Genomic DNA, 19,116 nt, shown 5'->3' with positions numbered 1-19,116 from the left:
AATGCTTTCCACGTATCCTACTGCAGTTGCCATGTTTGAAGCAGCCACCGAACGTAATCCCAATGGCGCCTTCATCCGGTACTTCGACGCCACGCTGACCTATCGCGAAGTTGATCGGCAGAGCAGCGTTTTCGCGGCTGCGCTGGCGAGACATGGCTTTTCTCGTGGCGACCGGTTGGGGATCCAGGCACAAAGCCTGCCACAGGCGATCATTGCCATGCTCGCAACCTGGAAGCTTGGTGGTGTATTTGTCGCCATGAATCCCATGTACCGTCCACGAGAAGTCGCCCTGCTTTTAAATGATGCCCAACCCGTCGTCTTCATGGCTGAACCGCAATTGCTGAATGACGTCTTTGATCGGCTGCCAGATGGTACGCATCGGCCAGAAATCGTTCTTTCCGCAGATGCTGTCGCTTACGGACAGATTGACAGTCGGATACCGCTGCCGACGCCTCTTTCCTCCTCCAACTACGAATATTTCAACGCGTACATCCAACGGCACCAGCAAGAAACCTGGAAACCACGAGATGTGTCGCCTGACGACATCGCGGCGCTCATATATACCTCGGGTACCACGGGTTTGCCAAAAGGCGCCATTATTACACAGGGCGGGATTGCCTTGGGCGGAGCGCTCTCGCGCGACGCGCATGCGCTCCCGGAGAAGGGCAATGTGCTGGCTTTGGCCCCGCTCTTTCACGTGTCGGGAGTGGTGATGAGCGTGGCTACGGCAATCCATGCAGCCGCAGCTGTAATCGTCAATTATCGCTTCCATCCTGATGTCGTGGTGGAGATGATCGAAAAACATGCCCCTGAAGCTGCTGCCGGTCCAATCACCGCTTTCATTGCGATCATGAATGCAAAGGGCGCAACGCGCGAAGCGATCTCGAAACTCAAGATTCCCATGAGCGGAGGCGCCCCGGTCCCCGCTGCAGTAGCCGATTCTTATGAGGAGCGTTTTGGTGTCGCGTTGCGAACTGGATACGGCCTCACGGAGACCAGTGGCGCCGCGTTCATGGAACCACACTCAGAACGACGGCGCATTGATCCCAACAGCGGATCACTGTCAGTCGGCAAACTTCTTCCATCATTTGAAGCCATGATTGTCGACGAGAATGGCATTTCGCTTGATACGGGCGGTGTCGGCGAAGTCGTGCTGCGGGGTCCTTGCGTTTCACCGGGCTACTGGCGCAATCCTGAAGACAGTGCCCGCGCAATGCGCCCGGACGGCTTTTACACCGGAGACGTTGGCTTCTTCGACGCTGATGGCTGGCTTTATCTGATCGATCGAAAAAAGGACGTCATTATCGCCGGAGGATACAAGATCTGGCCACGTGAAGTCGAAGACGTGATCTACGGCCATCCGGCCGCTCTTGAAGTTGCGGTTATCGGCGTGGCCGATTCCTATCGGGGAGAAACGGTAAAAGCGGTCATCAGCCTAAAGCCGGGCGCGAAAGTCGATAAAAGCGAAATCATAGATCTCTGTCGCGAGAAGCTGGCGGCGTACAAGGTCCCCCGTCTTGTAGAAATTATTGACGAGTTGCCAAAAAATCCCGCCGGCAAGATCCTGCGGCGGGAATTGCGCGAATGATCAAGCAGACCAGATAATTCAGGAGCGGGCAAAGAGGCCGACCCGCCTGCCAGTTCGCAGTCGGGCGCCTGTTGCTCTTCGCTCTTCTTCTATTTCAAAATTCAGTTGCGAGCTAAGGCTGTCAGCTCACCCTGCGGGCAAGAAGAATAGCTGCCGCGCCGCCAATGACTCCAAACGGTGCTAACGCCGGCAAGAGGACTCCAGTGGTAATGCCCAGACCCAGCATGGTGCCGGCAATCAATGGGCCTCCGATGGCGCCGATCCGCCCCATCGCAGTCGCCGCACCAACGCCAATTCCTCTGACCCGCAGCGGATAGACATCGGTGGCCAGTCCATAAAGCAGGACGGTCGCGCTTAGGACAAACATGCCCGTAAAACCGCAAATGACCAGCAGGCTCTGGAAAGTCTGGCCTGGAATGCCGAATGCCAGAAGACTGGCCACCACGCCAACGGCAACAACACCAACCGCGATCCAGCGCCCCTGCCCCTTCACAAATCGCGCAATAACGACATTACCGATCACTGCGGCCATCATGAAAATGCTCATCGCGAGCGACGCCTCCGACCGTTCCAAAGCGAGATCGCGCAACAGGATGGGAAGCCAGTTAAACAGCGCATAGGTCAGGACCTGGATCGATAGCAGGCCAAGCCATAACAGGCAGGAAAGAACTGCACGCCCCTGCCCGAAAAGAGCCCAGAACACGGAGGGGCGGGATGACTGGCGCACATCATCAACGCCTTCATCATCGGCTCCACTCTCCGGGTCGGCTGGAGGTTTGATCCATAGCCATAGAAAAGGGATCAGCAGAAGCGGACCGACGCCGCCCAGGATGAAAATTGCCTGCCAGTGTTCCCCAAGTTGCGTCGCTACGAAAAGGCTTGCAAGGACGCCTCCGAGCGGAGAGCCGCTCAGCATAATACTGACCCGTGCCACACGGCCTTCGGGCGCACCGGATTCAGCCGCCAGCGCGATGAACATCGGCATCGCTCCGCCCAATCCCACACCTGTCAGCGTACGATACACGAACATGGTCTCGAAGCTGCTGGCCGCAGCCGTAGCCAAAGAGAAAACGCCTATCAGGGCCATGGCCGCCACAAACATCCACTTGCGACCGAAACGATCCGAACCATAGCCAGCCGCGAGAGAACCCACGACAAATGCGGCCATATTGGCGCTAGCCGTGATAGCGATTTGCCCGGGCGTCAGGTCGAGGGCCGCTCTCATTTCGGCAGCCGCCAAACCGAATGCAATAATGTCGACGCCTTCAAGGATGGCCGCGACGAAGCAAAGTAGCAGAGCGATATTGATGTTTGGCAAGCGACGCGGTGCGATACCCGGCTTTTTGCTCGTGGGTGTCGGGACACCACCGATTGGATCGACACTCACGTCAATTGCCTGTGAATCTGGGGCGACGCTTTTCCATGAACGCCGAAAGGCCTTCCTGAAAATCATGCGTAGCTGCTGCCGCTCTCTGGGTTTTCACTTCGAGCGCCAGTGCCTCTTCCAGTCCTGAACGGGTTGCGGCCCAAGCCATTTGTCGAATCTTGCCGAGCGCGAAACTTGCGCCCTCAGCCAGCTCCCCGGCTATCGCGTCGACCGTGGCATCAAGTTCGTCGTCTGGAACGACTCGTGTGACGAGTCCCCATTCAAGAGCTTTCTGGGCCGGAAGCTTTTCCGCAAGTAGCATCATCTCCAGGGCACGCACTCTTCCAACTGCCTGTGTGAGTATGAAGGGCGCGCCGCCATCGGGTGTAAGCCCTATTCGCCGGAAAGCCTGCAGGAAATAGGCTGTGCCGCTCGCAATAATGAGATCGCCAATCAAGGCCAGTGATGCCCCGACACCGGCCGCGGCTCCTCTTATCGACGTTATCAGCGGAACCGGAAGCGCCTGGATCGCCATAATCAATGGATTGTAATGTTGCTCAAGGATTGCCCCGCCATCGGCCAGTGCTTCGGGATCTTTCAGCAAGTCGGCAAGATTTGCACCGGAACAGAAGTGCTTGCCCTTCCCGGAAAGAACCACGACGCGGACATCGCTACCGATCGACTGGAGATTTGCGGATAACTCATCGGCAAGTGCCGGTGTCATGGCATTCAGCCGGTCGGGATCTGATAATGTCAGACGCAGCACGCCGTCGTGCAGTGTGGATTCGATTGAACCGGTTATTGGGCGGGCGTCTCCATCGGACATGTTCAAGCCGGTTCCTTGAGCTTGGAGGCGGAGGCTCGATCGAGGGTTGATTGAAAGTCCTTGGGCATCTGGAATCGTGGCCCATAAGCCTCAGCCAGTTCACTCGCCCGCATAATGAAGGCGTCTACGCCGCGGGAGTCGATGAACTGGAAAACCCCGCCCGTGTGCACGGGGAAGCCAAATGCCAGAATTGAGCCAACATTTCCGTCCCGCACGTTCGCCACAACTCCTTCGTCAAGGCATCTAGCGGCTTCAACAACCATCCGGAACAGCAAACGGTCGCGGATATCATCGAGTGGAAGCTTCGTGTCGCCGCCAAAGCGCTCCTTGAGGCCGGGCCACAATGTTTTGGAGCCGTTCTCATCATAGTCGTAGAAGCCAGCGCCAGCGCTCCTTCCCGGTCGCCCGATCGACGACATCATGTCGCAAAACTCGCCGCAGACTTCGTACGTGGAAGCATAGTTGTCGCCCAACTGCTCATCCAGCGCGCGGTTTGTCTCGAAGGATCGCAACAGCATGTCCATCATGACTTCGTCCTGGATGGCCAGTGGCCCCACGGGCATCCCGATTTGTCGCGCGAGATTTTCGATAATGACAGGGTTGACGCCATCCCTGAGCAGGCGGTCGCCCTCATCGGCGAAGACGCTGAACACACGCGACGTAAAAAACCCGCGGCTGTCATTCACGATGATCGGTGTCTTGCGAATGCTTTGAACAAAATCGAATGCCAAGGCCAGCGTGTCCGGACTGGTTTTATTTCCGCAAATGATCTCCACGATATGCATTTTGTCGACAGGCGAAAAAAAGTGCAGGCCGATGAACTTGTCCGGCTGACCGGACGCTTCAGCCAACATGGAGATTGGTAGCGTAGACGTGTTGGTGGCGACCACGGCATCCGGCCCCAATACGCTTTCGACCTCTCGCGTAATCGAGTGTTTGAGAGCAACATCCTCAAACACAGCCTCGACCACGAGATCGCAATCGGCAAGATCAGCCATCTCTGCAGTTGGCGTAATCAGTGCGAGGGTAGCGTCCCGGTCTTCGGTCGTGCGCTTGCCGCGCTCCACTGCCTTATCAAGCAAACCGCGAGAATAATCTTTACCTTTCTCCGCCGCCTCCAGGCTAATATCCTTGAGGAAGACCTTAAGGCCCGAAATTGCCGCAGAATAAGCGATTCCACGCCCCATCATCCCTGCGCCAAGAACACCGATGGTCCGAACCTTGCACCTTTCGAAGTCAGAAGGACGGCTTGCACCGGCATTGATCTCGTTCATCTGCAGGAACATGGTGCGGATCAGGTTTTCAGCCGCAGGCGTCATCAGAAGTTCGGCAAAGGCGCGGCTTTCCAGATCGCATGCAGAATCGAATCCCACCTGGGTGCTTTCGGCCGCAACTGTGAGAATGCGCTCCGCCGCAGGCAACAATCCCTTTGTCTTCTTGAAGATCATGCTTGGGAACATTGCGACGGCGCCAGCATTTGCTGGCGCGAACATGTCGCCGCCGGGTATGACAAACCCTTTCTTGTCCCAGGGTTTTACGCTCTCAGGTTTGTCGGCAATCCACGCTTCTGCGCGCTCGATCAGCGCATGCTTATCGGTAACGATCTCATCAATCAGTCCCGCCTCCAACGCCTGGGCCGGTCCAAGCTTGCGCCCCTCGGTCAACAGCGGCAATGCCTTCATCAGGCCCAGCATGCGTACACTGCGCACGATACCCCCGCCGCCAGGCAACAGTCCGAGGCCAACTTCGGGAAACCCGAATTGTGTCTTCGGATCCTCCACAGAAATACGCCGATGAGCTGCCAGCGCGAGTTCAAGCCCGCCGCCGAGGGCACTGCCATTGAGCGCTGCTACGACGGGCACACCGAGAGTCTCAAGTCTACGCAATTGCGCCTTGAGGCTTTGGACAAACGCAAACCCTGCATCGGGCCCCTGCTCGCGCAATTGGAGAATTTTCGCGATATCCCCGCCGGCAACAAACGTGCTCTTGCCGGATGTCACGATTACGCCGGATAAGGTCGCGCGCTCGGCCTCCAATCGGTCAAGGACCTCGTCGAACATGGTCAGAAAAGCATCGTTCATCACATTGACGGCCCCGCCTTCCATGTCGATGGTGACGAGCGCGGCGCCGCTGGGGCGGATTTCGTAGCTTGCGTTTTTCATGATAGAAAATTCCTCAAATACGTTCGATGAGCGTGGCGATCCCCATGCCGCCGCCGATGCAAAGCACGCACACGCCGCGCTTGAGTTTGCGCCGCTCCAATTCGTCGAGCACCGTCCCCACCAGCATTCCGCCAGTCGCGCCAATCGGATGGCCCAGCGCAATGGCACCGCCGTTCACGTTGATCTTTTCCTCAGGGACGTTCAGCTCGTCCCGAAAGCGCAGCACAACCGAAGCAAAGGCTTCGTTGACTTCGAACAGGTCGATGTCATCGACGGAAAGCCCGGTGCGACCAAGCAGCTTGGTGACAGCAGGTGCCGGCCCGGTCAGCATAATGGTTGGCTCAGTGCTGACGAGCGCCATCGAGACAATACGGCCGCGCGGCGTCAGATTCAGGTTCTTTGCGGCAGCTTCCGAACCGATCAGGACAGCGCTTGCGCCATCGACGACACCTGACGAGTTGCCCGCGGTATGAACATGGTCGATGCTCGCCACTTCCGGATATTTCGCCAGACAGACAGCGTCCATTCCCATGGCGCCCATTTTCGCAAAGGACGGCTTGAGCGCGCCCAGCCCCTCCATTGTCGTCTTTGGCTTGACGAATTCGTCATGGCTGAGAATTGTTTGCCCAACCGCATCACGCACGGGCACGAGACTCTTGTCGAAGTAGCCGTTGGCCTGCGCCTCTGCCGCCTTAAGCTGAGAGCCAAGCGCAAATGCATCAACATCCTCGCGGGTGTAGCCGCCGATCGTTGCAATGAGGTCCGCAGACACGCCTTGAGATACAGAACCGGCCTTGGTCATCAGTTCGCTGTCGAAAAACAATGCACCGCCGCCCGAGCCCATCGGAATCCTGGACATGGACTCAACGCCGCCCGCAACGATCAGATCTTCCATGCCACTCATGATCCGCGTCGCGGCCGAGTTCACGGTTTCAAGGCCGGAGCCGCAGAAGCGGTCGACCTGACAACCCGCCACACTGTCGTCCCAGCCCGCCATCAAGGCAGCCGCCTTACCGATCGCACCGCCTTGTTCGCCAAGCGCCTGTCCGCACCCAAGCACGACATCACTCACCATGGCAGTGTCGAGGTCATAGCGTGTTTGCAACGCGGTGAGCAGATCAGCGACCAGGCGTACAGGCTTTACCTCATGCAGTGATCCATCTGGTTTACCTTTGCCACGAGGCGTTCGGACGGCGTCAAAAATATAGGCGGCGTGAGGCATAAGCGGTCCCGGGTTACAGCGTTGCTAGTTTGACTCCCAGCCTTAGGCGGCCGCGCCATGGTGTGCTGTCCCCGCAAGCGGTACATTGCTGCAGACCGCTCGTAGCGGGCGCCCCCTGCGGGTCAGCCGCTCACATCATGGTCCTTCCTGCACTTTTCCGCACCGCCCAAGCCTCCAAAGCCCCGTCAGCAATAGTGAATTGATTTACTGAGCAAGCGCTTGGTGTTATTAAAACTAATCGCTCGCTGGGCAAAGTGCCCGGTGGCCGCCCGCCGACCTTGGTCGCGGGGAGGTCTAAAGAACGCGAACGGGAGGAAAAAATGCAAATAACACATGTCGATGGACCTATTTTCGGTCGCTCGCGCGCTTATGAAGGATTAGGCAAGGTTGTTGATCGCATAGGCAACGAGACGTTCGATCCGGCCTTCATGCGCTACATGACGTCGCTATGCTCTGCGGAACATTTTGCCATTTACGCAATTTCCGATGACCAATGCACCGTCATTGGGAGCGGCGGTCCCAATTCTGGTCATCGAGCCAAGAACCAGTCATGCCTGTATTCGTCGAAGAATTTCTGGCGTTTCGATCCCGGGTTGTCACCCGTCTGGACGAGTGCACCTGATTGCCGCCCTTTCATGGCGCACATGGAAATTGACGAGATCGACGATGAACAGATGCGTGAACAGGTCTATCGACCGCATGGCGTGCGAGAGCGCGTCGTGCTGTCTGCCCGCAATTCAGCGCAAACTGTCGTGATCAGCCTTATAAACACCTTCAACCGTGGCGCCTTCAAGACCGATGACCTCGCCGCGCTTGAGCGCATGGCCGACAACATTGTCGCCATGACCATTAAGCATACTGAACTGAGACAATCTGCAGAGGAGGAACGGTCTGCGCTGACATCACTACCTGCAATCCAGAACTGCCTGGCGCTTGGCGCACCACAGCTGGCGCGCCGCGAAGCGGAGGTGTGTGCCCGTATTCTCTACGGGATGACGTCGCTTGGCATCGCTCTTGATCTTGGTATCGGTGAAGAAAGTGCCATGACCTATCGCAAGCGCGCATACAACCGGCTCAAAATCGGGAGCCAGCGAGAATTACTGCTCTGGTATCTGGACCTTTGGGCCCAGCGAAAGACGAAGACGCTGATGAGCGTTCAGTAGTCAGATGCCTATCAAAGCAAAACGCTCTACCTCCGCTAAGAGCACCGCAACGCGTCAGGGGCGAAAAAGTCGCCGTGACACGATCGTCCTCCAAGCGGCGCTGAGTTTCTACGAGAATGGTTTCGACGCAACGACGGTTCGCGACATTGCGGCAAATTCCGGAATGACTTCGGGGAGTATTTTCTACCATTTCGCAACCAAGGAAGAATTGCTGACCCGGATTATCCGCGAAGGATTACAACTGGGGCACCAGACGGCTGACGTGGAATTGGTCGGCAAGACACAGCCAGTTGAGAAGTATCATGCCTTGATCCTTGGTCATCTGAAAGCACTTCATGACCAACGCCACACCCATAAGGTTGCCGTGCAGGAATGGCGCCGGCTCCCCACAGAGGCGCGTGCCGAGCTGAAGCAGATAAATAATTGGTATCGCGAAAGATGGCTGGGCGTCCTTTCTGCTCTGAAGGTCGAAAAGCTGCTGCGGGCAGACCCTGAACCTACCCGGCGAATGCTGATCGCGTCCCTGAACTGGACGTTGCATTACAAGGATGAAGACCTGAAGGATATGCATGCTCTGTCACTTCAGATGGCTGCATGTGGCCTAAATCTGCCGGTCGAGGAATTCGAAGGGCTCCTCCATCAGGCGGCCTTGCAGACTAGCTGAATCCACGTCGCGCCATGGACACGCAATTGCTCATCAGAGCATCCGTGTCCCATTTGCCGGGACATCACAGCAGGCTCTCAATGCCTAATCAGGTACCAGGAAAGTTCAGGAGTTGCACGATGCCCTTTAGCGAAACCGTTCAGCAAAACTTGCTGAAGAATGCGCGACACCCCGACTTATTGCAGGTGTTTGGCGCTGGCATGCGGTGGTCTCGCTCATGTGCGGAGATTTCCAGATGACCGAAGCTAACTTCCACCCCCGCTATCAAAGCCTGAGCGATCTCATTCATTCGCATGCCAGCAACCGCCCGACAGCGCGCGCCGTCGAATTTGCAGGCCGCAGCCTCTCCTGGAGCGAACTGGACCTGATTGGACGGTGCATCGGCGCTCAGCTCAACCGAGAGGGCATCAAGCCTGGTGAGCATGTCGGCTTGCTGGCCAAGAACTCTGACGCCTATTTCGAACTTCTCGCAGGATGCAGCCAAGCGCAATGTGTACTGACCCCAATAAATTGGCGGTTATCGGCAGACGAGATCGCATTCATCCTGAAAGACGCTGAAATCAGGGTCCTGTTCGTATCCAGCGAGTATTGCGACCTCGCACGGCAGCTACTTAGCGACCTCGACTATGAAATCCGGCTCTTCGTACTCGACGGAGCTGAGCGCAGCGATTGTACGCACTATCCAACCTGGCGCGACAATCGATCCTCGGACAGCCTTGCAGGCACACCCGCATCGTCTGATGTACTCTTGCAGATCTATTCGTCCGGCACGACCGGTACACCAAAAGGCGTCCAGTTAACTCATGCCAGTGTTCTGGCGGCCGCCGAGCAGGTGCGCCATGGCCTCGTAGGGGATTGGAGCGATGAAGACCGCTTGCTTGTCGCACTACCCCTCTTTCATGCCGGAGCGTTGCTCACAGCCAGCTATGCCCTGTTTGCGGGAGCCGCCAGCTTCATTTTGAAGGACACCAACATTGATGTTCTGATGCAGGCTGCGTCAGAACACAGAGCAACCAAGATAGGTTTTGTGCCAGCTCTGCTGAGGATGGTTATTGAACATCCCGATTTCAGTGCGGATCGTTTTCCGGCACTGGACACAATTATTTATGGCGGGTCCGCCATTTCACCGGACGTCCTGCAGCAGGCCCTGAAGGCATTTAGAGCTGATTTCGTCCAGCTCTTCGGCATGTCCGAGACCTTTACGGCAGGCACTGTTCTGACAGGGCCTGACCATCGCGACCCGGCACGCGTCAACACATGTGGCCGACCAATGCATGGCATAGAGCTGCGCGTCGTGCGGCCCGATGGCAGCGAAGCGGACACCGATGAGCCCGGCGAAGTCCTGATCAAGTCCGCAACGATAATGAAGGGCTATTGGGGCCGCCCGGAGCAGACGGCGGAAGTGCTTCAACAGGGTTGGTACCATACAGGAGACGTCGGATCGATTGACTCCAATGGCTATCTGACAATTCGCGACCGTCTGCGCGACATGGTCATTTCAGGCGGCGAAAACATTTATCCTGCCGAAATCGAAAACGTGCTCATGACACATCCTGAAGTGGCCGACTGCGCCGTGATCGGCATTCCAGACCCGAAATGGGGCGAAGCGGTCAGGGCCGTCGTTGTCTCGACACCGGATGCACCGCAGAATGCCGACACATTGATCGAATTCCTGCAGGCGCGGCTGGCGCGCTACAAGTGCCCGCGCAGCGTTGCCTTTACAGATGCATTGCCTCGCAATGCGACGGGCAAGGTCCTCAAACGTGTTCTGCGGGAAACGAGCATGCAGCCGGAAACCCAGTCATCGTGAACGCGGAAATTGGTAATCAGGTGCTTTCCGCACTTCGCCGGCGCGGATTGGACATAGAGAACGTTTGCGGCATGCAGCGGCTCACCGGCGGAGCGATGCAGGAGACCTGGCGAATAGAGACAACTGCCCCGCCGCCATTAGACCGGCTGATCTTGCGCCGGGCGCCGCTAAATAGCGAGCCGCGACTGGGGACGATCAGCCTGGCAGCGCAGGCAAGTATCAGTGAGACTGCCCGCAGCCATGGCGTGCCCGGACCCGAAGTCATCGCCGTCCTCAATGACAGCGACAATCTAGGCGACGGCTTCCTGATGTCTTGTGTGGATGGTGAGACAGTGCCCCGGCGCGTGCTGAAAAAGCCTAGCCTCGAAAGAGCAAGGGCGAAACTGGTTGGCCAGTGTGGGCGTCATCTCGCCACACTGCACGACGTGCCGATATCAAGCTTGCCAGTGCTTCCGCGCATCAGCGCGAGAGAAAAGCTCGAGAATTTGCATGACCAGTATCGACGTCAGCAGCGACCACGCCCGGTCTTTGATCTCGCATTTTCATGGCTTCAACGCCACCTCCCGGCGAGCGAGCCGGATCCCTATCTTGTTCACGGCGATTTCCGCAATGGCAATCTGATTGTCGATGAAAACGGAATCGCGGCCGTTCTCGACTGGGAGCGCGCCTTCATCGGTGATCCAATGTTCGATGTTGGCTGGCTTTGTGTTGGATCGTGGCGCTTTGGCGAAATTGATTTGCCTGTGGGCGGCTTTGGTTCACTTGCGGATTTCATCACAGCGTATGAAGACGCTGGCGGCAAATTTGATGCGGCCCGTACGCGGTTCTGGGAAGCCTATGGCATTCTGGACTGGGGCGTGACGACTGTCGATCTGGCTATTGAAGGACGCGATACCCAGGCGCTTGAAAAGGCCGCAATCGGTCGGCGAACAACGGAAACCGAGATTGATCTCATTCGACTGATGAGGCCCCATGAATAACCGTTCCAAAATCTCTGAGCTGATCGGCGTCGTCTCGCACTATCTGAAAGAGGAACTGCGTCCCGAACTGGATGGACGGCACGCCTTTCTTACTCTGGTCGCCAGCAATCTTCTCGATAGTCTGGCGCGCGAGACAGTATCTGGAGACGAAGCGGCGTTGGGCGAACATGCCAGGCTTCGTCAATTGCTCGGCGTCGAGGGCAACATTGACGAGCTGAACGCCGAGCTCTGCCGCCGCATCAATCGCGGCGAACTAAACGAAAATTCGCAGGATCTGATGGCTCACCTGAGCGCCACGACCCTTGATCGCCTTGCAATAGAGCAACCGACTTACGAAGCCTATGGGCGCGAACGGGGCATCTGATTGGCTGTTTGTTCCCGACCCGGGGACAGAACCCACGCAATCACCCGTTCAATATATCGAGAATCAGGAGACTGCCATGATCGTGCCAGAAGGAATGGTAGTGAAGCTCGATCCGAAGGATGACTTCCTTCACGAGCCAGAAGCAGCATCGAACTATAATGAAAGCGTCTATATCGACATGTTCGATAGCCGAACGTCTCTTGGCGCGTGGCTGCGCATTGGCAATCGTCCCAACGAAGGCCATGCCGAAGTCTCGGTGTGCATGTACCTGCCTGATGGCCGGGTCGCATTCTGGTTCGTCAGACCTGAAATTCAGGACAATAGTGAGCTCAATGCGGGCGGGTTACGAGTTCAGGTCGCTGAACCGTTCAAGACACTGGAAGTCTCGTATGAGGGCCCGGTCATCCTGCTGGACGACCCGATGGATCTGCAAAACGCCCGGGAAGCCTTCAAGCAAAGCCCGCGTGCGGACGCCTCCATGCGCTTCACGCTGAGCGGCGTTTCCCCGATGCATGGCGGCGAAATCGTCAATCGAGACGGCTCACCCTGGCAGCTCGATCCTGAACTGGCTGCATACCGCGGACATATGGAGCAACATCTCTCAGTAACCGGTGAGATGCGTATCGACGGTGAAATATATCCGTTCGACGGTCACGGGTTTCGCGACAAGTCCTGGGGACCGCGGCACTGGGGTAACCTCTATTGGCACAAATGGCTGCCGATCACATTCGGACCGGATTTCGGTGTGCTTCTGGCGCTCATGGGTCGCCCCGACCAGCAGCCTGAGGTCGTCGGGCATATCTGGCGCGGTGAGCGCCTGATCCCTTTGACCGATGCGAGGCTCAACGTCACCTATGATGACGAGTTCGTTCAACGGTCCATAATGCTCGACCTCGAGACCGCGGAGGGGACGACAACAGTCTCAGGGGAGGTCGTGACCGCAATTCCACTACAGCACCGGCGTATTGCAGAAGATGGCACGGAAACTCGCGTGCGCATCATCAAGGCGATGACGCAGTTCAAGTGCGAGGGTCGTCAGACAACCGGCATGTCCGAATTCCTCGACCTTATGGTCGGTGACCGTCCAATTTCCCTGACCACGTATTCTTTAGATGTCTGACGACCCCAAGGAAAAAGATGACTCGATCGACGCGACCCATTTGCAGGTATGGCTTGAACGTGCACTTCACGGGTTTCAAGGTCCACTCACGATAAAAAAATTTGAGGGCGGCCAGTCCAACCCAACCTATCTCCTGCGGACACCTCGCCGAAAATATGTCTTGAGATCCCAGCCCCCGGGGGAAATTGTAGGCGGTGCGCACGCCGTTGATCGGGAATATCGCGCAATGCACGCTCTCGATGGTCAGATCGTTCCAGTGCCCAAAGTTCGAATACTCTGCGAAGACCCGGCCATTATCGGTCGCAACTTCTACGTTATGGATTTCGTGGACGGCGACATTCTGTGGCAACCTGACCTGCCGGACGTCAGACCCGAAAACAGGCCGAAATATTTTGACGCCATGAACCGCACACTCGCGGACTTGCACAATGTCGATCCGGCAGCGGTGGGCCTGAACGATTTCGGTCGGGCGGAAAATTACTTGTCTCGGCAAATCCATCGCTGGAGCAGACAGTATCGAGCCGATGAACGGGCCGGACGTATAGAGCGCATGGACAGGATGGCTGACTGGTTGGCCGCGAACACGCCTGACAGCACGGGCGTATCCATTGTTCATGGCGACTTCCGCATCAATAATCTGATGTTCAAGCATGATAGGCCGGAGGTTGCCGCCGTGTTGGATTGGGAGCTCTCGACCATCGGCGACCCGGTGACTGACTTTGCCTTTCACCTGATGATGTATCGCGTTCCGTCTGGTATTCAGGGAGGTGGTCTCAAGGGATTGAATCTGAGCGCGCTCAATCTTCCGTCCGAAACGGATTATATTCTCGCCTATTGCGAACGCACCGGCAGGACATCCATTCCCGACCTCCAGTTCCATATCGCATTCAACCTTTTCAGGTTCGCTGCGATCATTCATGGCATTAAGGGACGTGCCCTGCGCGGCACCGCATCATCTGCCAAGGCACACGAAGTTGCTTCGGCCTTGGATATTTATGTTAACCTCGCCTGGGATGAAACACGACTGGCAGGTATGCAATGACATCTGATCTTTTGCGGAGGGTCGCCCCGGGACACGCCGATTCTGATCTGATGCGCTACCTGGGCATAACTGTCGAGAAACTGGACATAAACGGTGCAGTGGTACGGATCCCCGCAACGATTGCTTCTTTGGCTGAGGACAATGCCGGACATATCGACGAGCGGGCGATTGTCGCCATCGCAGATCATTGTGCCGGTCTTACAATACAAGCGGCTCTCGAAAAGCATTCTCCACTGGCGACCGTCAGCCTGACTTATGACAAGTTGCGCCCCACAATGGCCGGGGAAGTCTTCCTCAGGGTGGGCCGCGCCGAGATTACCTCCAGACTAGCCTTCGTCACAGCCTTGCTCGACCAAGGGGATGCCAGTTGTCCCATCGGACATATAAGTACGCGCTTTATGGTCGGGGCATGGCCAGGCGGCGGCGCTATGGATCTGCCTCGCCCTCTGGAAAACCCGGTTGACCTGCGAGGAATAGAGTCTTTCGCCAGCTTTGCGGGTTTGCCTCCCCGACGACACCTCAGCCGCCCTTTCAGTATCTCTCCTTTGGAGCGCACGATCGGCGCACGCGCGGTTCCTGCCTATCATGGCGGTATCGTCGCTGCCGGGCTGACCACAGCTGCCTTGACACTGGCAGAAGATCACCGCAGCCCGCTGGTCAAAATGGCAAGTTCCTCGATTGACTATCTCCGCGTCGCGCTGGCGACCAAACCGCTCAAGTTTGAAGCCGAAGTGATCTCAGACGGCCGGTCAACAATACGTATCCGCGCTACAGCGAGACAAGATGGACAGATCAAGCCGATCTCCCAGGCGACAGTTCTTTTCCATGTCGCACAAGACTGACTTTCACCTTGCGTGACAAGGTCGCCGAGCAGCGCTCAGAACCGTCTTAATTACGAGTTGACGAATTCGCCATTGAACAATTTCGGCTCCAGGCGTTTCAGCGGGCTCGATGAAGCTATTTCGCTTTGCCCAGTATCGAGTTCGCAATCATTTCCTTCATGACTTCATTCGTGCCGCCATAGATTCGTTGCGCCCGGGCATCGGTCCATGCGCGTGAAATTTCATATTCGTGCATGAAGCCGTACCCCCCATGCAACTGGACGCACTCGTCCACGACGCGGCCTTGAAGATCGGTGCACCAGTACTTGGCCATTGACGCCTCATTGCTGGAAAGCTTTCCCTTCAGCTCCAGCTCCATGCATCGGTCGACGAAAACACGCCCGATCTGAATTTCGGACGCCAGTTCCGCAAGTCGGAACCGTGTATTCTGGAAATCGCTGACACGCTGGCCAAACAGCTTGCGATCCGTCACATAGGACTTCGTCAGCTCGAGCGCGTATTCCGCACAGGCGACTGCCATGATGGCAATCTGCAACCGCTCCCACGGCAAGTCCTGCATGCAGTGAATAAAGCCCTTATTCTCTTCTCCGAGAAGATTTTCCGCCGGCACGATCACATCATTGAAGAACAGCTCCGCTGTATCCTGCGCCCGCAGGCCGACCTTTTTGAGCTTTTTGCCCTTTTCAAAGCCCGGCATGTCACGGTCCACGACAAAGAGGCTGATCCCCTTTGCGCCGAGCGATTTGTCGGTCTGGGCAACAACGACGACGAGACCACTGTGATAGCCATTCGATATGAATATCTTGGAGCCGTTCAGCACCCAGTGATCTCCCTTGCGCTCAGCGCGTGTCTTGACGGTCTTCACGTCCGACCCCGCACTCGGCTCGCTCATCGCCAAGGCGCCAATCATTTCGCCAGAGACCATTTTCGGCAGGTATTTGGTTTTGAGATACTCAGAGCCGTATGACTGAATATACCGTGCCACGATGTCAGAGTGCATCGCCAGTGACAGACCAAGCCCGCCCAGAGGCCCCAATTCTTCCAGTAGGATCATGGAATAGAGCTTGTCTGCCCCTGCGCCGCCATAGGCGTCATCTACTGTCGCGCAAAGAAACCCGGCTTCACCGCACTTTTTCCAGATGTCCGTCCCCGTATCCTCACGCTCTTCCCACTCCTGCAGGTCGGGGCGCACGTCCTTGTCGGCAAACTTCCGGACGGCATCGCGGAACAAAACGTGCTCCTCCGAAAAAAGTGTGCGTGGAATCATGAGACAGTCTTTCGGTTAGTGTGAACGATCTTGCCGTGAGCAAGACCGGAAACCCATTCGACAGGAAGCGTCCGGAGAAAAAAGGACGATTGTTGGCGTAACGGTTAGCGCGCGGAACATGACAAGCTTATGCATCGGCATCTTTATTGGTCACCCAAATCCTCGGACTTGGTGCGGGCTTCCATACAGATACTGCAGCAAGAACTATTCATTTAACGCTGTTTATTTATTTGCGGGCAAAAACGGTGTCAACCTGAATTGGCTGGGAAGCTGGGTCTGAAAACAAGCCAAAAATTGCGTTGAGCTCACCGTTTCGGGCCGCTTCCAGCCGACCGGTCCTATCCGGTCTTCTGATAGAGCGTCACAACACACGCGCCGCCGAGTCCGATATTATGCTGGAGCGCGATCTCGGCGCCCTCGACCTGGCGGGCATCAGCCGTCCCACGCAATTGATGCGTCAGCTCGTAGCACTGTGCGAGACCGGTCGCACCGAGGGGATGCCCCTTCGACAGAAGACCACCAGACGGATTTGTCACAAATCGGCCGCCATAGGTGTTGTCGCCATCAGCAATGAACTTCTGCGCCTCCCCCTCACCGCAAAGGCCAAGACCTTCATAGGTGATTAGCTCATTGTGGGCGAAACAGTCATGCAGCTCCACAACATCGACATCCTCAGGCCCGATACCCGCCGCGTTGTAGACTTGGCGGCTTGCGTCGCGGGTCATACCGTACCCTGCGACCAGCATCATATCGAGGCCAGCAAACGTTTCGGGGGTGTCAGTTGTCATTGCCTGAGCGGCAATAGCCACATTGGCCGACAACCCATGTTTCCGCGCATAAGATTCAGACACGACCAGCGCCGCAGCCGCGCCGCATGTCGGCGGGCAGGCCATGAGTTTGGTCATTACACCTGGCCAGAATTCCGTTGAGGCCAGAACGTCATCACTTGTCATTTCAGTCCGAAGCAGCGCCAGAGGATTTTTGGCGGCGTGACGGCTGGCCTTTGCCCGGACCTTGGCAAAGTCTTCCAGCGTCGTGCCATATTTTTCCATATGACTTTGACCTGCCCCACCGAAACAACGCAACGCTGATGGCACATCGGAAGGCCCCATCAGCTCATTACAAAGCTCGTTAAAGTCGTCGAACGGACTTGGCCGGTCGTCAAAATACGTTCCAAGTGCGCCGGGCTTCATTTGCTCGAAGCCGAGGGCCAGAACACAATCGGCAGCACCACTTTCGACAGCCTGTCGCGCGAGAAAGAGCGCGGTCGACCCTGTCGAGCAGTTATTATTCACATTTATAATGGGCATGCCCATCTTGCCGAGCCGGTAAATGGCTTTCTGACCACACGTAGAATCGCCATAGACATACCCGACATAGGCCTGCTGGACATCGGAGATATTGATCCCAGCATCTTTGAGCGCATCGGATGCCGCCTTCGCGCCCATTACATCAAAATCCTCGGATGCACCCGGTTTCATAAATGGGATCATGCCGACCCCTGCGATGAGCGCTCGTGATCCTTTTTGTGCTGGCATGACGCGATATTCCCTTCTGGCCACTCGGAAATTTGCAGTGGCGGCCCTTTGATTACCGCCGTTAATCTTTTCAGGTCCTCCCGATGTCAAGATCAGGAAGCCCGTTGATGGAGGAATTTCCTGCATCCTTAAGGCATATGCGAACCGGCACGGCGCACCCGCTTGCGTGCGGACTGGCCTCAGCCGAGGTCGCAGCAGCGAGCGCAAAAATGCAGACTCGCCCCAACCTGCCGGAGTGTTCAGAAGCTTACGCGCCTGCGATCAGTTCCGACCATCGTGTTTTCGTCAAACGCAAACCGCTAGATCCCACCTCCGTTGTCATCCGGCTCCAAGGTCAGCTGTCAACAGAGATCCTGTCATCACGACGTTGCCATCCGGACCGAGGATTTCGAGCGCCATCCCCTGCCCCTCGTCAGGCCGGAATTCGAGGAGAAGTGGCTGCCCGCAATAAGCCGGCGACTTTCCGCGAAACGCAAACTTTCTGATCCGGGCGCCGTTCAGTCGTTTCGATGCAAAGTGCAGCAGCAAGCTTGCCATTAATGGTCCCTGAACAACGGGTCTCGGATAACCTTCTTCCGATTGCGCATAATCGGAGTCATAGTGGATCCGATGCGTATTGAAGGTCAGCGCTGAATACCTGAACAACAACGGCGCCGTCGGAACAATGGTGTCCCGCTCAACACCGTCCCGGCTTGCAAGCTCGCTCTCCACTGGAAGCACGGCCGCAGTCGTCGCGACGTCCCGATAAACGAGTGTCTGGATTTCTTCGACGGCCACCGTCTCGTTCACCCGGGTAACATGCTCGACCTCCAGGAAAACCATATTGCCGCTTGCACCCGTTTTGGGTGTGAGGGATTTTATCGTGCTGCGGCGGTGCACCCGGTCACCGACGCTGAGCGGGCGAAGGAATTTGACGCGGCTCGACGCCCACATGCGCCGCGGAAATGGGACTGGCGGCAGGAAACCGCCCTTTCTCGGATGGCCATCGGCGCCAAGCTCATCGATCGGCGTATCTGGTAAACACAGGCACCAGTGAATGCCTGGTGGCGCAGTTGCGGATTGTTGATTGCAGCCGATCGTGGCGCGATAGCGGGCAAGCAGTCCTGCAGTCAGCACGTCTTCGGCTTCATGCGTGCGGCCGATCCATTCATCGAATTCCATG

16 protein-coding genes are annotated in these 19,116 nt (G+C 56.9%); 9 read left to right on the top strand and 7 right to left on the bottom strand.

What is annotated here, in order from left to right; genetic code table 11:
* Positions 1-31: 31 nt before the first annotated feature.
* On the top strand, positions 32-1,588 hold the full coding sequence (locus tag Q1K29_RS17600; protein ID WP_300396597.1) for an AMP-binding protein: 1,557 nt from the start codon (positions 32-34) through the stop codon (positions 1,586-1,588).
* Between the two features lie 121 nt (positions 1,589-1,709).
* Here the strand turns inward: Q1K29_RS17600 and Q1K29_RS17595 are convergent, their stop codons facing one another.
* Genes Q1K29_RS17595 through Q1K29_RS17580 form a run of 4 tightly spaced genes read right to left on the bottom strand, consistent with a single transcriptional unit; the run spans position 1,710 to position 7,164 of the window.
* Positions 1,710-3,041 (bottom strand): MFS transporter, encoded by a 1,332-nt coding sequence (locus Q1K29_RS17595; protein WP_119379834.1) that lies wholly within the window; start codon positions 3,039-3,041, stop codon positions 1,710-1,712.
* Complete coding sequence (locus Q1K29_RS17590) at positions 2,977-3,780, bottom strand: enoyl-CoA hydratase-related protein (RefSeq protein WP_119379833.1); 804 nt, start codon at positions 3,778-3,780, stop codon at positions 2,977-2,979. The genes Q1K29_RS17595 and Q1K29_RS17590 overlap by 65 nt, the downstream gene beginning before the upstream one ends.
* A gap of 2 nt (positions 3,781-3,782) precedes the next feature.
* Entirely contained in the window at positions 3,783-5,942 is a 2,160-nt protein-coding gene (locus tag Q1K29_RS17585) for a 3-hydroxyacyl-CoA dehydrogenase NAD-binding domain-containing protein (protein ID WP_119379832.1), read from the bottom strand.
* 13 nt (positions 5,943-5,955) lie between these two features.
* Positions 5,956-7,164, bottom strand: a complete 1,209-nt coding sequence (locus Q1K29_RS17580) for an acetyl-CoA C-acetyltransferase (protein ID WP_119379831.1) — start codon at positions 7,162-7,164, stop codon at positions 5,956-5,958.
* A gap of 254 nt (positions 7,165-7,418) precedes the next feature.
* Between Q1K29_RS17580 and Q1K29_RS17575 the strand changes: the two genes are divergently transcribed.
* From Q1K29_RS17575 to Q1K29_RS17540, 8 genes are all read left to right on the top strand, one after another.
* Entirely contained in the window at positions 7,419-8,327 is a 909-nt protein-coding gene (locus tag Q1K29_RS17575) for a LuxR C-terminal-related transcriptional regulator (RefSeq protein WP_300396594.1), read from the top strand.
* A 4-nt stretch (positions 8,328-8,331) separates the two neighbouring features.
* Positions 8,332-8,991 carry a TetR/AcrR family transcriptional regulator gene (locus Q1K29_RS17570; protein WP_119379829.1) on the top strand — a complete coding sequence of 220 codons (660 nt, stop codon included), beginning with the start codon at positions 8,332-8,334 and terminating at the stop codon, positions 8,989-8,991.
* A gap of 235 nt (positions 8,992-9,226) precedes the next feature.
* Entirely contained in the window at positions 9,227-10,801 is a 1,575-nt protein-coding gene (locus Q1K29_RS17565) for a long-chain-fatty-acid--CoA ligase (protein WP_182482236.1), read from the top strand.
* A gap of 71 nt (positions 10,802-10,872) precedes the next feature.
* A complete protein-coding gene (locus Q1K29_RS17560; RefSeq protein WP_147372369.1) occupies positions 10,873-11,781 on the top strand; it encodes a phosphotransferase family protein in 909 nt (302 codons plus the stop codon).
* Complete coding sequence (locus tag Q1K29_RS17555) at positions 11,774-12,145, top strand: DUF6285 domain-containing protein (protein ID WP_119379826.1); 372 nt, start codon at positions 11,774-11,776, stop codon at positions 12,143-12,145. Before Q1K29_RS17560 ends, Q1K29_RS17555 begins: the two co-directional genes overlap by 8 nt.
* 76 nt (positions 12,146-12,221) lie before the next feature.
* A complete protein-coding gene (locus Q1K29_RS17550) occupies positions 12,222-13,265 on the top strand; it encodes a hypothetical protein (protein ID WP_300396590.1) in 1,044 nt (347 codons plus the stop codon).
* Positions 13,258-14,307, top strand: a complete 1,050-nt coding sequence (locus Q1K29_RS17545) for a phosphotransferase family protein (protein WP_300396588.1) — start codon at positions 13,258-13,260, stop codon at positions 14,305-14,307. The genes Q1K29_RS17550 and Q1K29_RS17545 overlap by 8 nt, the downstream gene beginning before the upstream one ends.
* Entirely contained in the window at positions 14,304-15,149 is an 846-nt protein-coding gene (locus Q1K29_RS17540; RefSeq protein ID WP_119379823.1) for an acyl-CoA thioesterase domain-containing protein, read from the top strand. Before Q1K29_RS17545 ends, Q1K29_RS17540 begins: the two co-directional genes overlap by 4 nt.
* Positions 15,150-15,264: 115 nt before the next feature.
* On the opposite strand, the gene Q1K29_RS17535 is transcribed toward Q1K29_RS17540, so the two are convergent.
* The 3 genes from Q1K29_RS17535 to Q1K29_RS17525 all read right to left on the bottom strand — a co-directional run bounded on the left by Q1K29_RS17535 (position 15,265) and on the right by Q1K29_RS17525 (position 19,115).
* Positions 15,265-16,416 carry an acyl-CoA dehydrogenase family protein gene (locus Q1K29_RS17535; RefSeq protein ID WP_119379822.1) on the bottom strand — a complete coding sequence of 384 codons (1,152 nt, stop codon included), beginning with the start codon at positions 16,414-16,416 and terminating at the stop codon, positions 15,265-15,267.
* 338 nt (positions 16,417-16,754) lie between these two features.
* Positions 16,755-17,954, bottom strand: coding sequence for a lipid-transfer protein (locus Q1K29_RS17530; RefSeq protein ID WP_119379821.1), 1,200 nt, complete (start codon positions 17,952-17,954; stop codon positions 16,755-16,757).
* 318 nt (positions 17,955-18,272) lie between these two features.
* Positions 18,273-19,115 carry a MaoC family dehydratase N-terminal domain-containing protein gene (locus Q1K29_RS17525; RefSeq protein ID WP_119379820.1) on the bottom strand — a complete coding sequence of 281 codons (843 nt, stop codon included), beginning with the start codon at positions 19,113-19,115 and terminating at the stop codon, positions 18,273-18,275.
* Between the last annotated feature and the right edge of the window lies 1 nt (position 19,116).

The sequence above is a fragment of the Henriciella sp. genome, assembly GCF_029937755.1.
Taxonomy (GTDB): Bacteria; Pseudomonadota; Alphaproteobacteria; order Caulobacterales; family Hyphomonadaceae; genus Henriciella.
Note: the sequence above shows the minus strand (reverse complement) of the source record. Positions and strands in the feature narration are given on the sequence as shown.

What these genes read in the sequence shown, in the direction of transcription:
- Q1K29_RS17550 (WP_300396590.1), top strand. Translation starts at nt 12,222, where the DNA reads ATGATCGTGCCAGAAGGAATGGTAGTGAAGCTCGATCCGAAGGATGAC.
- Q1K29_RS17600 (WP_300396597.1), top strand. Translation starts at nt 32, where the DNA reads ATGTTTGAAGCAGCCACCGAACGTAATCCCAATGGCGCCTTCATCCGG.
- Q1K29_RS17570 (WP_119379829.1), top strand. Translation starts at nt 8,332, where the DNA reads ATGCCTATCAAAGCAAAACGCTCTACCTCCGCTAAGAGCACCGCAACG.
- Q1K29_RS17580 (WP_119379831.1), bottom strand. Translation starts at nt 7,164, where the DNA reads ATGCCTCACGCCGCCTATATTTTTGACGCCGTCCGAACGCCTCGTGGC.
- Q1K29_RS17540 (WP_119379823.1), top strand. Translation starts at nt 14,304, where the DNA reads ATGACATCTGATCTTTTGCGGAGGGTCGCCCCGGGACACGCCGATTCT.
- Q1K29_RS17535 (WP_119379822.1), bottom strand. Translation starts at nt 16,416, where the DNA reads ATGATTCCACGCACACTTTTTTCGGAGGAGCACGTTTTGTTCCGCGAT.
- Q1K29_RS17560 (WP_147372369.1), top strand. Translation starts at nt 10,873, where the DNA reads ATGCAGCGGCTCACCGGCGGAGCGATGCAGGAGACCTGGCGAATAGAG.
- Q1K29_RS17555 (WP_119379826.1), top strand. Translation starts at nt 11,774, where the DNA reads ATGAATAACCGTTCCAAAATCTCTGAGCTGATCGGCGTCGTCTCGCAC.
- Q1K29_RS17590 (WP_119379833.1), bottom strand. Translation starts at nt 3,780, where the DNA reads ATGTCCGATGGAGACGCCCGCCCAATAACCGGTTCAATCGAATCCACA.
- Q1K29_RS17565 (WP_182482236.1), top strand. Translation starts at nt 9,227, where the DNA reads ATGACCGAAGCTAACTTCCACCCCCGCTATCAAAGCCTGAGCGATCTC.
- Q1K29_RS17530 (WP_119379821.1), bottom strand. Translation starts at nt 17,954, where the DNA reads ATGCCAGCACAAAAAGGATCACGAGCGCTCATCGCAGGGGTCGGCATG.
- Q1K29_RS17525 (WP_119379820.1), bottom strand. Translation starts at nt 19,115, where the DNA reads ATGGAATTCGATGAATGGATCGGCCGCACGCATGAAGCCGAAGACGTG.
- Q1K29_RS17585 (WP_119379832.1), bottom strand. Translation starts at nt 5,942, where the DNA reads ATGAAAAACGCAAGCTACGAAATCCGCCCCAGCGGCGCCGCGCTCGTC.
- Q1K29_RS17545 (WP_300396588.1), top strand. Translation starts at nt 13,258, where the DNA reads ATGTCTGACGACCCCAAGGAAAAAGATGACTCGATCGACGCGACCCAT.
- Q1K29_RS17595 (WP_119379834.1), bottom strand. Translation starts at nt 3,041, where the DNA reads ATGATTTTCAGGAAGGCCTTTCGGCGTTCATGGAAAAGCGTCGCCCCA.